Source organism: Nonomuraea sp. NPDC048882, assembly GCF_040649755.1.
Lineage (GTDB): Bacteria > Actinomycetota > Actinomycetes > Streptosporangiales > Streptosporangiaceae > Nonomuraea > Nonomuraea maheshkhaliensis.
The window spans coordinates 50182-65201 of record NZ_JBEZGB010000025.1 but is presented as its reverse complement, the minus strand read 5'-3'; the positions used below and the strand labels follow the sequence as shown (position 1 = coordinate 65201).

General features: G+C 71.0%; 12 protein-coding genes. 5 read left to right on the top strand and 7 right to left on the bottom strand.

All coding sequences use genetic code 11. From position 1 onward, the window contains the following. Positions 1-2: 2 nt before the first annotated feature. Complete coding sequence (locus AB0C27_RS50080) at positions 3-1277, bottom strand: serine hydrolase domain-containing protein (protein WP_357861305.1); 1275 nt, start codon at positions 1275-1277, stop codon at positions 3-5. A 163-nt stretch (positions 1278-1440) separates the two neighbouring features. Between AB0C27_RS50080 and AB0C27_RS50075 the strand changes: the two genes are divergently transcribed. Beyond that, positions 1441-2082, top strand: coding sequence for a TetR/AcrR family transcriptional regulator (locus tag AB0C27_RS50075; RefSeq protein WP_357861302.1), 642 nt, complete (start codon positions 1441-1443; stop codon positions 2080-2082). Between the two features lie 45 nt (positions 2083-2127). Then, positions 2128-3087 carry an MBL fold metallo-hydrolase gene (locus AB0C27_RS50070; protein ID WP_357861299.1) on the top strand — a complete coding sequence of 320 codons (960 nt, stop codon included), beginning with the start codon at positions 2128-2130 and terminating at the stop codon, positions 3085-3087. Here the strand turns inward: AB0C27_RS50070 and AB0C27_RS50065 are convergent. The 5 genes from AB0C27_RS50065 to AB0C27_RS50045 all read right to left on the bottom strand — a co-directional run bounded on the left by AB0C27_RS50065 (position 3084) and on the right by AB0C27_RS50045 (position 9963). Further along, on the bottom strand, positions 3084-3590 hold the full coding sequence (locus AB0C27_RS50065; RefSeq protein WP_357861296.1) for a DUF4188 domain-containing protein: 507 nt from the start codon (positions 3588-3590) through the stop codon (positions 3084-3086). The genes AB0C27_RS50070 and AB0C27_RS50065 overlap by 4 nt on opposite strands. A 13-nt stretch (positions 3591-3603) precedes the next feature. Next, entirely contained in the window at positions 3604-4875 is a 1272-nt protein-coding gene (locus AB0C27_RS50060; protein ID WP_357861293.1) for an MFS transporter, read from the bottom strand. A gap of 34 nt (positions 4876-4909) precedes the next feature. After that, positions 4910-5713 (bottom strand): alpha/beta hydrolase, encoded by an 804-nt coding sequence (locus AB0C27_RS50055; RefSeq protein WP_357861290.1) that lies wholly within the window; start codon positions 5711-5713, stop codon positions 4910-4912. A 135-nt stretch (positions 5714-5848) separates the two neighbouring features. Next, the gene (locus AB0C27_RS50050; protein WP_357861287.1) at positions 5849-9064 is read right to left on the bottom strand and encodes a BTAD domain-containing putative transcriptional regulator; all 3216 of its coding nucleotides are present in this window, start codon (positions 9062-9064) and stop codon (positions 5849-5851) included. Next, entirely contained in the window at positions 9061-9963 is a 903-nt protein-coding gene (locus AB0C27_RS50045) for a bile acid:sodium symporter family protein (protein WP_357861284.1), read from the bottom strand. Before AB0C27_RS50045 ends, AB0C27_RS50050 begins: the two co-directional genes overlap by 4 nt. Positions 9964-10165: 202 nt before the next feature. Here AB0C27_RS50045 and AB0C27_RS50040 point away from each other — a divergent pair, with 202 nt between their 5' ends. Together AB0C27_RS50040 and AB0C27_RS50035 are read left to right on the top strand one after the other, a co-directional pair. Next, a complete protein-coding gene (locus AB0C27_RS50040) occupies positions 10166-10738 on the top strand; it encodes a substrate-binding domain-containing protein (protein ID WP_357861281.1) in 573 nt (190 codons plus the stop codon). 96 nt (positions 10739-10834) lie between these two features. Then, a complete protein-coding gene (locus tag AB0C27_RS50035) occupies positions 10835-12190 on the top strand; it encodes an HAD-IIIA family hydrolase (protein WP_357861278.1) in 1356 nt (451 codons plus the stop codon). A 274-nt stretch (positions 12191-12464) separates the two neighbouring features. Here AB0C27_RS50035 and AB0C27_RS50030 read toward each other — a convergent pair whose 3' ends face one another. Further along, entirely contained in the window at positions 12465-13817 is a 1353-nt protein-coding gene (locus tag AB0C27_RS50030; RefSeq protein ID WP_357861275.1) for an ATP-binding protein, read from the bottom strand. A gap of 373 nt (positions 13818-14190) precedes the next feature. Here AB0C27_RS50030 and AB0C27_RS50025 point away from each other — a divergent pair, with 373 nt between their 5' ends. Continuing rightward, entirely contained in the window at positions 14191-15006 is an 816-nt protein-coding gene (locus AB0C27_RS50025) for a methyltransferase domain-containing protein (protein WP_357861272.1), read from the top strand. The last annotated feature ends 14 nt before the right edge of the window (positions 15007-15020 follow it).

Here is a 15020-nt window from a genome sequence, read left to right as displayed (position 1 = left end):
GGTCACGGGGTGGCCGTGCCCCCGTCCACGCCGATCATCGGGAACGGCCGCGCCGCCCTGGCCGCCGTTCCCGCGCCGGACCCGCACGCCGCCTCCCGCAGGTGGTCGCCGATCGCGAAGTCGATGGCGTGCGCGACGGGAAAGCCGTTCTCGTCGAGCTGCCGGTAGTTTCTCAGGTTGACGCCGAAGGCGAACTGGTGGCCGCCTGCGGCGTGGGAGAAGGCGAAGGTGTCCATGCCGGGGACGCTCCCGTCGTGCCCCCAGAACCGGCCGCACGGCAGGTCGAGGGGGTAGATCCCGAGACCGTAGTCGAGCACGGCGCCCGCGAGCGACCGGATGGGCACGGTCTCCTGCATCTCGGCGAGCAGGCTCGCGTCGAGCAGGTCGCCGCGCAGCAGCAGCCGGAAGAACCGGTTGAGGTCCTCCATCGTCGAGACGACCGCGCCCGACGTCCAGGCCCAGGACATGTTGTAGACGCTGTAGTCGCGGGGCGGGTCGAAGTAGCCGAACAGCGCCTCGTACGCCTTGGAGCTGGGCCCAGGGATGTGCGGCGTCCGCGGGAACGAGGTGTGCCGCAGCCCGGCCCTGCGGAAGACGTGGTCGGTGATGTAGCGCTCGGCGCTCGTGCCCGTCACCTTCTCCAGCAGCAGGCCGGCGATGACGTAGTTCGTGTTCGAGTACGACCCGGGGGTCGCCCCCGGCTCCCCGGTCGCGGGTGCGCCGAGCCCCGCCCGCGCCAGCTCCTCCGGCTGGAAGGCGCGGAAGCGGTTGGCGTCCAGGCTCTCGACCGTCGGGAAGATCACGTCGGCGTGGTTGGCGATGTGGCTGGTGTGGTTGAGCAGCATCCGTACGGTGATCCGCTGCCCGCGCTCGCCCGGGATCAGCTCGGGCAGGTAACGGCCGATGGGGGCGTCGAGCTCGATCGTGCCCTTGCCGACCTGCTGTAACACGCCCACGGCGACGAACGACTTGGTGATGCTCCCGGCCCGGTGCACCATCTCCGGACGTACCGGGCGGCGGGTCTCGGCGTCGGCGACGCCTGCGGCGCCCTTCCAGCTGCGCCGGCCGTCCACGACGTTCGCGTAGATGCCGTACATGCCGGCCTCGTGCACGGCGTCCAGCGTCTGGCGCAGCCGCTGCCGGTCGAGGCCACCGTCCTCGGCGGCGGCCGCGGGTCCCGCCGCGAACAGTGCGGCGGTCAGTGCGGCGGTCAGTGCGGCGGTCAGAGTCGCGGCTCCCAGCCGCGAGGCGAACGTGCTGAATCGACGAATGGTCATGGCGCCCAGGATGAGCGTTCCGCTCGGCGGAGGTCAGTGGGCTGTGTCACCGGTCCCGTATGACAGAAGTCAGCAGCGAAATTGGACTGTACTGTAAAGTACAAGCACAGCCGCTCGGAGCGAACAGGCGGCGCGGCAGTGTGCGAGCGAGGAGCGCGACGGCGTGAAGGAGCAGCGGACGAGCGGCAGCGGGCCAAGGGCGCGCACGCCGGGCTCCGACGAGAAGATCCTCGCGGCGGCGAAGGAGCTCTTCCTGGCCGACCGCTACGACGGCGTCACGTTGGAGCGGGTCGCCGAGCGGGCCGGTGTCTCGCGGCAGACCGTCTACAACCGCTTCGGCGCGAAGGAGACGGTCTTCAGGGAGATGGTCCGCCATCACTGGGCGGCCTTCGACGGGCCTGACCGGCGGGGCATCGAGTGGGATGGCGGCGCGAGCGCCGAGGACGTTCTGCGGGGGTTCGCCCGGTCGCTCCAGCGCTTCGCCACCGAGACCGACCAGATCCGTTTCGCCCGGCTCGTGGTCGCCGAGTCCGGGCGGCTGCCGTGGATCGCGGACGAGTTCTACCGGCTGGGCAAGGGGCCGGTCGCGGCGGCGTTCGCCGCCTGCCTGGACGACCTGGCCGGGCGTGGCCTCCTCCGGTGTCAGGACACGTACCTCGCGGCGCGTCAGTTCATGGGGCTGGTGCAGGAGTTCCTCGTGTGGCCGGGGGTCATGGCCTTCACCGAGGAGGTCGCCGGCCAACCCGCCACGGAGGTGGTGATCGAGGAGGCCGTACGGACGTTCCTCGCCCGCTACGGCCCCTGACCGACCCGCGCCCGCATCATCCCGTAGTTCGAGGAGTAACCGTCCATGCCCGAGCACAGCATCGTTCTCGGCGATGTCCGGATCACCCGCGTCATCGAGTGGTCCGGCCCCATCCGTACCGCCCGCTTCATCATCCCGGACAGCGACGAGGAGGTCTGGCGGCGCAACCAGGAATGGCTGGCGCCGGACTTCTGGACCCCGGCCGGCGACGCCTACCGCTGCCACATCCAGACCTGGGTCCTGCGCAGCGAGGGCAAGGTCATCCTGGTGGACACGGGGGTCGGCAACGACAGGGAGCGCCCGCAGGTCCCGCAGTTCGCCGGGCTCAAGACCGACTATCTCGCCCGCCTGCGCGCGGCCGGCGTGGCGCCCGAGGACGTGGACGTCGTCGTCAACACGCACATCCACTACGACCACGTCGGCTGGAACACCGAGTGGCGCGACGAGGCGTGGGTGCCCACGTTCCCCAACGCCACGTACCTGATCCCCCGGCTCGACCACCTCTACTTCGACCCGGACGGCGATCACCGCCGCCGGGCTCCGCGCGACGAGCACGAGCGGATCCGCTGGGAGGGCAGCAAGTTGGTCTTCAACGACAGCATCGCCCCTGTCCAGCGGGCCGGGCAGGCGGTGCTGTGGGAGGGCGCTCACCGCATCGACGGCAACCTGCTGCTGGAGGCCGCGCCCGGTCACACCCCCGGTTCGTCCGTCCTCACCCTGCGCTCGGGCGCCGACCGCGCCGTCTTCGTCGGCGACATGCTGCACAGCCCCATCCAGGTCCTCGAACCCCGCTGGAACAGCTGCTTCTGCGACGACCTCCGGCTCGCCGCCGAGACGCGCCGCGCCCACCTCGCCCGCGCCGCCGAGCTGCGCGAGCTCGTCATCCCGGCCCACTGGCCGGGGCACGGAGCCGCCGAGGTCCGAACGGACGGCGACGGCTTCGCGATCTCCGCATGGGCCGATTTCCCCACGGATGGACCTCCCTGCGCGGGTCCGAACGGCTAGAGCCCGTAGAGATCCCGCTCACTGAGAGCCGGGCTCCCGTCGTCGGAACGTCTCAAGCGCGCCGCGGAGCCGAACATGGGGCCACGAGCCGGCTGGATCCCAGCGAACCGGCCGAACCCGAGCGGCTTGGGAACGTCGTCGTAGACGGCCTCCATGCCGCCTTTGGCCGAGTACGTCTCATGCCAGAAACCGGTGCCGCCCGAGTCGCGCAGGAAGTCCAGCCACCACTGCCGATGCGGCTCGGACCGGGCGAAGGCGAGCAGCGACGGCAGGTCACGCCAGTACTGGCGCATCCCCATGTTCATCGGGAAGAACGAGTAGTACACGGGCTCGTGCAGGAGCAGCCCGTCCGGTTCGCCCGCGACGGACTCGCTGATCTTCCGGCCAAAGCTGAAGAAGGTCCTGATCCCGTACAGGTGGTTCACGCGCATGCCGAGGTAGAGGACGAGGAGATCGGGGTAGGCGGACAGATCGACGGTCTGCCGGTTCACTCGGGTGGGCATGGGAGATCGCTCCTTACGGTTGCTTCGAGGGATGTGGCGCGCCCCGCCGGGTCGGGAAGCCGGCCGCCCGGTTCGCCCTGGCGACGGTCGCGAGGTAGAGCAGCAGGCCGGCTGTGGTGAGGGCGAAGCCGGCCCAGACGGTGGACAGGGTTCCCCAGCCGGCGTCGAGGGTGAGCGCGCCGCCGATCGCCCCGAGCGAGTTGGCCAGGTTGAGCGCGGCCAGGTTGAGCGCGCCCATCAGGGTCGGAGCTCCCGGGGCGAAGCCGGTCAGCCGGACCTGGATGGTGGGGATCGCGAACATCATGGTCGCGCCGACGCCGAACAGGCAGGGCAGCAGGATCGCCAGATGACCGCCGGCCACGCCGATCAGCACCAGCAGGGCCAGCACGCCGCCGTACCCCCAGATCAGACCGAGGTGCCCGTGCCGGTCGGCGACGCGTCCGCCGAGGTGGTTGCCGGCGGCCATGCCGAGGCCGAAGACGGCGAGCGCGACCGGGATGAGCGCGGGGTCCTGCCGCGCCGCGTCGGTGACGAACGGGCCGATGAAGGTGTAGACGGCGAAGATGCTGGAGATGCCCAGCGCCGCGACGGCCCCCATCAGCCAGACGTCGAGCCGGCGCAGGGCGGCCAGTTCGTTCGTGACGGAGCCGCCGTGCAGGTCGCCGGTACGCGGCAGCCAGGCCAGCAGAGCGGCGCCGGCCAGCAGGCCGAGGGCGAGGACGGCCCAGAACATGGCGCGCCAGCCGGCGTTCTGGCCGATGAACGTGCCGAGCGGCGAGCCGGCGATGGTGGCCACGGTCAGGCCGCCCATCACGGTGGCGAACGCCTTGCCGCCCTGGCCGGGGCCGTACAGGTACGCGGCGACGACGGCGCCGGCGCCGAAGAACGCGCCCTGCACGCTGCCGCTGACGAACCGGAAGACGACCAGCAGCTCGATGTTCGGCGCCAGCGCGGAGAGCCCGTTGCCGAGCAGGAACAGCACGATCAGGCCGAGCAGCAGGGTGCGCCGGTTGACCCGGGCGGCGAGCAGGGTGATCGCCGGGGAGCCGAGCACGACTCCCAGGGCGTAGGCGGTGATCGCGTGAGTCGCGACCGGGATGAACACCCCGAGGTCGGCGGCGAACAGCTGGATGATGCCGTTGCTGCCGAATTCGCCGGTGCCGATCGCGAAGGTGCCCAGGGCCAGCGCGAACAGGGCCGGTCTCGGGTTGCGGACGGGTGATCTGGCGAGGGTGTGCCGGTCCTCTTCTGCGGTGCACTGGCCCTCGTACGCGTGCTGATGCATCGTCTTTTCCGGCGGCTTTTCCGGCGGCCGGAGGTCAGCGCGCCGCGCTTCTGATGAGGTCGGCGGTCACCGAGGGCTGCGAGATCATCGCGACGTGGGAGGCGCCGACCTCATGGATCCGTGACTGGGCCCGCCGCGCCATGAACCGCTGCGCGGCGGCGGGGAGCACCTGATCGTTCCTGGCGACGAGGTAGTAGGAGGGAATGCTCTTCCACGCCGGAGCCCCGGACGGCTCCCCGAGCGTGCGCGCGTCGGCGGGGCGCTGGCCGGCCTGCATCAGGTCGGTGGTCGCCCTGGGCACGTCCTTGGCGAAGACGTCGTGGAACACGTCCTTCTTGATGTATCCGTCGACGAGGCCGTCACTGTACGGGCGGAAGTCCAGCGCCGCCTCGTCGAGCTTGCTTCCGGGGTACTTCGTCTGCAGATCCAGCAGCGACTCGCCCTGGTCGGGCGCGAAGGCGGCCACGTAGACCAGCGCTTTCACGTTCTTGTTGCCGGTCGCGGCGTTCGTGACGACGATCCCGCCGTAGGAGTGCGCGACGAGCACGATCGGGCCGCTGATCGTGGCGAGTACGGAGGCCAGGTAGGCGGAGTCGGCGGCCACGCTGCGCAGCGGGTTCGCCGGGGCGATCACGGGAAAGTCGTCGCGGATGAGCCTGGCACTGACGTCGTTCCAGCCGGAGGAGTCGGCGAACGCGCCGTGCACGAGCACCACGGTGGGCTTGGCTTTGGGCTTGGCTTCCTGGCGGGTCCGCGCCTGCGCCTCGGGCGTCCCCAGCAGGGCACCGGTCGCGACCGCGGCGGATCCGGCCAGCACCGCCCGGCGAGTGCTCGTCATGGTGGTGGTCCTTTCACGTATGCACCTCGAATTGCAGGTCAGCGTAGGTCCGGGGCACTTGACGATCACTGAATCCGGCAGGTCAGTCGTGAGGAAGTGCCGCGGGACAGACGCGGGCAGACGCTTACAGGGCGGTCAGAGTTCGGCGAGGAACTTCTCGGCGCGGCGGGCGAACAGGTGGGAGCCGCGTTCACGGGACCGGTCGCGGGCCTCTTCCGCGGCCGTTCGCACGGCTTCCGCGGACTCGCCACGGGCGTGCAGCAGCCGCGCTCGCAGCAGCAGGACCAGTCCTTCGGCGTAGCGCTGACCGTAGGCGTCGAGGGCCTGGTCCGCCCGGTCGAGGGCGACGCCCGCCGCGTCCGGACGCCCGGCCGCCAGCCACATCTCGGCGCTCAGCGCGTGGTGGTAGGCGACGCCCCAGCGCGGCGGGTCGACCAGCGTCGCGGCCAGGAGCCGGTCGGTCTCCGCGGCGACACCGGCCGGGTCGTCGCCGTCGAGGGCACACGCCCAGTTCCAGATCAGCCGGATGTAGTGCTCCTGCTGGACGGCCGCGCGGCCGGTGCCCGCGGTCATCCACCGATCGATCGTGCGCAGCACCCAGCCCGCGTCCCCGGCCATCGACGCGATGATCGTGGTGTAGTAGACCCAGGTCGCGACCGCGTACGAGTCGTCGGGGCCGTTCCACTTGTCGATGATGGTCTGCGCCGCCTCGACGTCGCCGTGCAGGGCCGTGACGACGGCATGCCAGCCGGGCCACTCCCCCGAGACGTCACGCCGGATCGGGGACTCGCTGTGGGCGGAGACGACCCCGTCGAGCAGGGCGGGATCGTTCTCGCTGAAGCAGCGGAACGCCGCGCCGATCTGGCCGACGTCCCATTGGTGCAGGCCCCATGCCTGCCGGCCGTACACCCGGACGACCGCGTCGGCGGACGCCTCCCCCTGCTCGTACAGCCGGCGGACCAGGCGGACGCGGTCCCACTCCAGGAAGGTGTACGCGCCGAAGAGGCGGGCGAAGAGCAGGCCCGCGGCCTCGACCTCCCTGCCGAGCCGGCGGGCCAGCAGTTCCGCCCGCTCCAGCAGGTCGAACGTGGTGCCGCCGAATCCGGCCTGCCGGCGCGGGGCGATGGCGAGGAGGGAGAGGGCGGACAGTTCGAGCTCCGGCAGCCCGGCGTTCCGCGCGATCTGGGCGGCCGTCTCCAGGTACCGATCGGCGGCGGCGAAGGCGAGTTTGGTCGTCGCGCGGCGGCCGGCCCGCTTCAGCGCCTCCACGGTACGGGCCGGGTCGGCGAGCGGACCTGCGGCACGCAGGTGGAAGGCGAGGCGTTCGGTGATGGACTCGTCGTCCGCCCGGCTGTCTTCGAGCGCGTCCGCGACCCGCAGGTGCAGCCGGACGGCGCGCGGCTGCTCCGTGGTCTCGGTGATCGATTCACGCACCAGGTCGTGCGCGAAGCGCCACGAGAACGGATCCTCCGGCCCGGTTTCGAGCAGGCCGAGCGCGCGCAGCGGTTCGAGGCGTTCGAGGCAGTCCGCGACGTCGATGCCGGCGGCCCGGGCGAGCAGGCCGAGGTCGACGTCGCGGCCGATCAAAGCGGCGATCCTGAGCAGGTCGCGAGCGCTGTCGTCGAGGCCCGACATCCGATCGCGGACGACGTCGCGCACAGTGGACGGCACCCCTGTGGCCCGGGCCGGCGCGTCATCGCCGCTGACCCCGTAATCGCCGCCGAGCGCGCCTCGGTCGCTGAGGAGTCGCGACAGTTCGCGGACGAAGAAGGGATTGCCGGCGGTGCGTACGTGGATGTTGCGGGCGATGTCCGCGCCGGGCTCGTGGCCGGTCTCGCGGCGGATGAGCTCGGCCACGTCGGTCAGGCCGAGCGGGCTGAGGTGGATCCTGTAGTGATGGGGCAGCCGGCTCGCGGCGGCCAGCGCCCGCGAGAGGCCTGGTCCGGGTGCGGGCGCGCGGTCGCGGAGGGCGCCGATGATCGCGGTGCCGGCGGGCAGCCGGCTCGCCAGGTGGTTGAACAGCTGGAGCGAGGTGGCGTCGATCCACTGCAGATCGTCCAGGACGAGCAGCACGGGCCGTTCCGCCGAGACCTGCCCGATGAAGGTGACCACCTGCTCGAACAGGCGGAACTGGGCGCGGCCGCCGGAGAGCGGCGGCGCGGCGTCGTCGTCGCGCGCTTCGAGCAGGCGGCCGAGCTCGCTGGCCAGCCACTTCTCGCGCGTCAACGCGGGCAGGCTGTCGAGGACGACGGTGAGCGCCTGCTCCCATGGCCACATCGACGGCGTTCCGTCGCCTTCCAGGCAGGAAGCCCAGACGACGAAAGCGTCATGCCGACCGGCGGTGGCCTCTTCCAGCAGGCGCGTCTTGCCCGAGCCAGGCTCGCCTTCGACGATGGCGAGCCCGGTGCGGCCGGTCAGCGCCGCCTCGATGGCCTGCCGCAACACGGCGAGCTCCTCGCTCCGGCCGACCAGGCCGGCCGTCTGCCTCGCCGATCCTCGGTCGTCCTGACTGCTCGTGCTCGTCACCACCGGCGGCGCCGGGGTCTGCGTCAGCACCCGGAGGTGCGCGGCCCGCAGCGCGAGGCCGGGGTCGATGCCGAGTTCCTCGGCGAGGCGGTCGCGGACCGCGTGGAACGCCGCCAGCGCCTCCGCCTGCCGTCCGGCGGCGCCGAGCGCGGTGACGAGAGCGGCGTGCACGGGTTCGTGGAACGGCGCCATCGACGCGGCGAGCTGCAACGACGGGATCACCCGCTCCGGCCGGCGGGACGCCACGGCCAGGTCGGCCGCCGCCACACAGGCTTCGTAGAACTCGTCGTCGAGGGCGGCCAGGATCGGGGTCGCCGCCGGCCCGAAGGACAGTCCGTCCCCGGCGGGGCCACGCCAGAGGCCGATCGCTTCGACGTAGTGGTCGAGCGCCACCGTGTGAGCCTGCTGGGCGAGGGCGCTCTGGGCGGTTTCGCGGAGTTCTCTGAACGTGGCGAGGTCCAGCGTGCCGGGGGCGGCGCTGAACACGTACGCGTTGCCCCGGTGGTGCAGGTACGAACCGGCCGCCCGGGCGGCGACCCCGGGTTCGAGCATGCGTCGCAGGGCGCCGACGTACTTCTGGATGAGGTTGAGCGCGCTGGCTGGAGCGTCGTCCGCCCAGATCAGGTCGATCAGCTCCCCCGTGCTGACCGGATGGCCGGCACGGGCCAGGAGCAGGGCCAGCACCTGCGCCTGCTGCCGTGGTCCGGCATCCAGCTCGGCGCCGTCACGCCACAGCCGCAGCGGGCCGAGGACCTGGAGCCGCAGCGAACCGGCCCCGGCCGGGCCTTCGCCGCCGGGCCGGACGGGGTGGGCGGGCCCGGTCACGTCGGCTGCCGGACGGGCGTGACGGATCGGTCGGCCTGCGCCCCGCGCCGGCGGCTGATCAACCAGCCGAACCCGGTCGCCGTGAAGAACATGATGATGCCGTACACCGCGCCGGGGACGGCCATCTCGGCGCTGTTCAGCAGCGTCGGGCTCAGCGCGATCGTGATGGCGAGACCGGTGTTGTGGATGCCGATCTCGAACCCGGCCGCGGTCGCCGCGCGGTGATCGACCCCGGCCAGGCGGGGCACGCCATAGCCGACCAGCAGGCTCACGATGTTGAAGGCCAGCGCGGCCAGCCCGACCGCGACGAAATAGCCGAAAAGATTGTCCCGCTCCGCGTACAGCACGGCGTAGATGACCGCGGCCAGCACCACGATCGACAGCACCCGGACGGGCAGGTTGAGCCGCCGCGCCAGCCCCGGCGCCCGCCCGCGTACGAGCATCCCGATCGCGACCGGCACGACCACCATCGAGAAGACCTGAAGGATCTTGTCGAACTGCAGCCCGATGGCGGCCCCGTCGGGCAGGAAGAACCCGGCCGAGAGGTTCACCACGACCGGCAGCGCGACCACGGCCAGCACCGAGTTGATCGCGGTGAGCGTGACGTTCAGCGCGACGTTCCCGCCGAACAGGTGGCTGAAGAGATTGGCCGCGGGGCCACCGGGCGACGCCGCGACCAGCAACATCCCGACCGCCGCCTCCGGCGGCAGCCGGAAGGCGAGCACCAGGCCGAAGCAGATCGCCGGCAGCAGCACGACCTGGCACAGCAACGCGACCACGGCCGCCTTCGGATACCGGCCCACCCGTCTGAAGTCGTCCACGGTGAGGCTGAGGCCCAGACCGAGCATGACGATGCCGATGGCGAACGGCAGACTGGCCAAAATCAACGAAGACCCCATGGCGGACATTTTCCGGCATACCGACGAGTGCTGGTAGAGCCCGCGGCCGGCCGTAGTCCCTGGCAGAGCGATCCGGCGCGGACAGCGCGTCGATCGCTCACCCTGCCCGCACGCGGCCGATCCGCTGCCCTGGAGGTGTCAGCGTTGGGGCTCCCGTCTGAAGGTGACGTTCGCGCTGTAGCCGAACCCGCCGCCTCGGACGGTGTTCGCGTACACCGCGACATCGCTGACCGGCAGCTGGGCGTTGGTGGCGTTCACGCCGATCGCGGGCCGGGTCGAGCCGTCGACCGTCGACCATCTGCTCGGGCTCGGGCATCGCCGGATCGGCCTGCTCGCCAACGCGGGGCTGTCGTCGGCCTCGGAGCGGGTGTCGTTGTTCCGCCGGATGATGAAGGCCGCGGGGCTGCCGCCCCAAGTCATCGCCGGCAGCACCGCCGACGAGACGATCGGGCGAGTGGTCCGCGCACTCGCGAAGACCGACCGTCCGACCGCCGTCATCACCGACAGCGACCTGCTGGCGCACTACGTCTACGACGCCGCGGCCGAGGCCGGGTGGATCCCCCGCGATCTCAGCGTGGTCGGTCATGACGATCTGCCGACCTCCCATCTGCTCGCGCCGGCCCTGACGACGATCGCGGTCGATCGGTTCGAGATCGGCCGGCAGGCGGCGACGATGCTGATCGGGGCCCTGAACGGGGACGAGATCGAGCGACCGCATCGGGAGCTTCCTGCCGAGCTCATAATCCGGAGCTCGACGGCCCGCCCGGCGGCTTGATCCCACCGACGCCAGCCGACGTCATGCGACATGCACCGGCCCTTCACGTCACCTTTTCACGTCACGCGCCGGCAGGAACAGGAGAAGCATCCCCCGATGCGCATCGCCCACATCACCAACATTCACCTCAGAAGCCATATCCCCGGCCACCCCGCGCTGCCGGCTCGGCGCGGCCGTACGGCTCCCGAGCTGCTGGCCGCCGCGCTCGGCGACGCCCGCGGTCGTGGCGCGGACGTGGTCGCGATCACCGGTGACGTGGTGGACGTTCCCGGATACCTGTTCGGTCCCGAGCGCGACACCGCCCGGGACCGGCAGGTCTGGCAGCGCGTACGAGCGGACTATCGCCTCGTCCGGCGGATGCTGGACGACTGCGGCATGGCGTGGATCGCCGTGCCCGGCAATCACGACAGCTACCGCGTCCACGCCGAGGAACTGGGATCCGGCCCCTTCGTCCGTGATGTCGGAGGGCTGCGTTTCGTCAGCTTCTGGGATCGCGAGTCTTCCGGCAACGTGCCGCGTCGCAGCCTGACCGAAAGGGAGCGGTTCGACTCGTCGTTGCTCGACCCGGGCCCGCGTCCGCAGGTCCATCTGCAGCACTTCGTCATCACGCCGCGGCTGGACGACGGCTATCCGCACACGTACGCGGAGGGCGAAGAGCTCCAGCGGCGGACCAGCGGCTCCGGCCGGGTCGTCCTGTCGCTGTCCGGGCACTACCACCCGGGGGCCGAACCGGCCAAGATCGGATCGACCACGTTCAGCGTCACGCCGGCGCTCGTCGAGCATCCGCACTCGTACCGGATCTTCGACCTCACGCTCGACGGCGATCGCGCCGGCGCGGTCCGGCACACCCAGGTCGATCTCGCGCGTGACGCATCCGCCAGGAAGGCGGTGTTCCTCGATCGGGACGGGTGCATCAACACGCTTCCGACGTACAGGCACGGCCCGGAGGCGATGCACCTGCTGCCGGCCGCGGCGCCCGCGCTCCGGCTGCTGCGCGACCACGGTTACGCCCTGATCGTCGTGACGAACCAGTCCTGCGTCGGCCTCGGCTACGCGGAGCCGGGCACCCTCGACGAGGTGCACGATCGGCTGTCGGAGCTGCTGGCCGACGAAGGCGTCGCCGTCGATGCGATCTACAGCAGTCCGGTGGCCGGGGAACGTGCGGTGTCCGACCGGTACAACGTGGGTGACCCGCCGAAGCCCAGCCCGGCCATGATCAGACGCGCGGCCGCCGAACTGAACCTCGACCTGTCCGGAAGTTTCCTGATCGGTGACCGGTCCTCGGACATCGCGGCCGCGCGCGCCGCCGGCGTCCGTCCGATCCTGGTCCGCACCGGCGACGGCCGGGCCACCGGGCAGAGCTGGGGCGACACTCCCGCCTGCACCGTCGTGGACGATCTCGTGGCGGCGGCGGTCGAGGTGGTCGGCGGCACGCTGGCGCGGTGGACTTAAGCACGATCAGTTGGTTGTGACGATCGTCATCGGAGTCGTGCAGGTCTACTTCCCCCGACTCCTGAGCCCGCTGCCGTCATGTCTCTCGCTCTGCTGCCCTCCGTCGCACCGTGGGTCGGAAGCCTGATGATCCTCGGTGCTCTCGGCTGGATCTTCGCCTACGACGACCTGGCCGCCGACTACACCTCGCCCAGGGAACGCGTGCAACTGACCGTCAGCCTGTGGTTCATGGTGGTGGTGCTCCTGATCAGCAGTGCGACCACCGGGCTCACGGCTACACCTGAGCGTGACACAGCGGGATGCGGGCGACGAAGCGTGCGCCCTGCTCGCAGTCCTCGACGGTCAGGGTACCGCCGTGTTGTTCGGCGATCTGGCGGGCGATCGGCAGCCCGAGCCCGGTGCCGTTGATGTCCTTGAGGCGGGCGTCGTCGAGCCGGACGAAGCGCTGGAACACCCGCTCGCGCTGGCCGTCGGCGATGCCGGGGCCGTCGTCGGTCACCGTCAGCACGGCCTGCCCGTCCTCGGCACGCACTGAGACGGTCACCGTGGCGGCGGCGTGGCGTTCGGCGTTGTCCAGCAGGTTGGTGAGCAGGCGGATGAGCTCGATGGGGGCGCCGTGCACCATGGCCGGCTCAAGGTCGCGGGTGATGGTCAGCGGCCGGCGGCGGTGGTCCAGTTCATAGGTGACCAGGTCGCTCAGGTCCAGCGGCTTGAAGGCGGCGGCGCAGCCGGCCTCCAGGCGGGAGAGGGTCAGCAGATCCGCCACGATGGCCTGCAGCCGCTGCAGACTGTCCAGCGTGCTGGTGACGGTGACGGGCCAGTCGGCCTCGTCGGGATGCAGCAGCGCCTCCTCCATCTGCGCGCGCATGGCGGTGATGGGGCTGCGCAGGTCGTGCGAGGCGTCGGAGGTGAATCGGCGTTCCCGCTGCAGGGCCGCCTCCAGCAGGTCCAGGGTCTGGTTCACGGCGCACACCAGGTCGTGGATCTCGTCGCGAGGTCCGGGCACGGGTACGCGGTGCCCGAGGTCGGTCGAGGTGATCTTGGAGAGCTGGGCGCGGATGGTGTCGACCGGTTTGAGCGCCCGGCCGACGATCCGGTACGCGCCGGCCGCGGTGAACCCGATCAGCAGCACGGACCCGGTCAGCACCCCGGACAGGAGCCGGCCGCTGACGTACCAGGGGTGGGCCGGGGCGGCGGCGTAGCCGATCCAGTTGCCGTCGTGCCTGGGGGCGATCGTGGCGGAGACGAGCATGCAGTCGCCGGGGGAGACGGGCATGTCGCACAGCGTCTCCGTCCGTCCCATGCGTCCGGCTATCGGGGCGAACGTGGCCATCGGTGACCCTCTCGGCAGGTTCGGGCTCGCCGACACGATCCGGCCCGCCGGGTCGATCATCTGGAGGGCGGCGACTCCCCGCTCGGCATGCACCGGAGACAGCTCGCCACGGGCGAGGAGGGTGATCGCGCGCATGTTCGCGTCGTGGCTGCGGCGGCTGCGTTCGTTCGTCCGCTCGGTGTGGACGTTCGTCAGGATCAGCGCGCTGAAGCCCGCGCACAGCAGCGTCATCACCAGTGTCGCCAGCAAGGTGAGCCTGGTCCGCACCGACCATTCGGGTCTTCGCCTCAGCATGTGTCATCCCCTGCAACCCAACCTAGCGACGCAGCGTGGGGTTACTAGAGATCGATGGTTTGGATTCGGCCAATGCTGTACCAAGCCGGGCAAAGGCCGGGGAAGGACGAGTGGTCGCGGGTACGGATTCAGGTAGATCGCGGGCGTGGGTTCCCTGCTGGAGCGGCCACGGGCGACCCGCCTGCGCGGGCCATCCGCCGGTTTCCGTCGGCGCGACGGAGGAGGAACAAAGGCTCCCGTACGACTGGTTATGCTCGCGTCCGAGAAAGTTCCCAGCGCGACCGACGCAGCCTGTGAGTGTGATGATGAGCCAAGCCACCCCCTGTTCGATCGCCGTGCCGCGGCTCGGCTCCCTCCGGCAGGCGGTCGCCCCGTGACCTCCTTCAATCCGGAGAACACCAGCCTCATCGCCCAGCACGAGGCTCGCCTGCGCTACCTCGAACCGATGACCATGAACCTCGCCGATCACCTGGGGCCGGTCGCGGACGGCGCGCGCATCCTCGACCTGTGCTGCGGAATTGGCGAACCGGCCCTGTACGTGGCCCGCACCCACCCCAAGGCCACCGTCGTCGGGGTCGACTCCGACCCGGCCTCACTCGAACTCGCCGAAGACCGCGCCCGCGTCGCGCGACTGGACAACGTGTCGTTCGAGACGATGGACATGCACGATCTGTCCTTCGCCACCGCGTCCTTCGACGGCGCGATCTCGCGGCTGGGGGCCCTGCTCTTCGGCGACATGGACCATGGCGCGGCGGAGCTGGCACGCGTGCTGCGGCCGGGGGCCGGCTACGCCTTCGCGATGTGGAGCGACGCCGTCGACAATCCGTACATGCGGTGCGGAGTCGCCGTCGCCGAGGGCATCGCAGGCTCGCTGGAGGCCGCCGGGCTGCCGGACATCCGCGAACGGGTTCGCTCACGCGCCTCGGCCCACGTCCTGTCCGCCGGGCTGCGGCGGGCCGGATTCGCCTCGGCGTACACGCAGGTGACGGACTACATGATCGACGTCCCGGACTTCGACACCGTGTGGGACTACTGCACCACCTCCGGGCCGCTGGACGACTTCTACGCCGGCCTCGACGACGAAGCTCTCGACCAGGCCCGCCGGATCGTCGCCGAGCAGGCCGGCGCGCGGAACGGGGCCGGCTGGCGCCTGTGGTTCCGCCACCGTTCGATGTACGGACAGCGCTGACGGCGGAGGTGTTT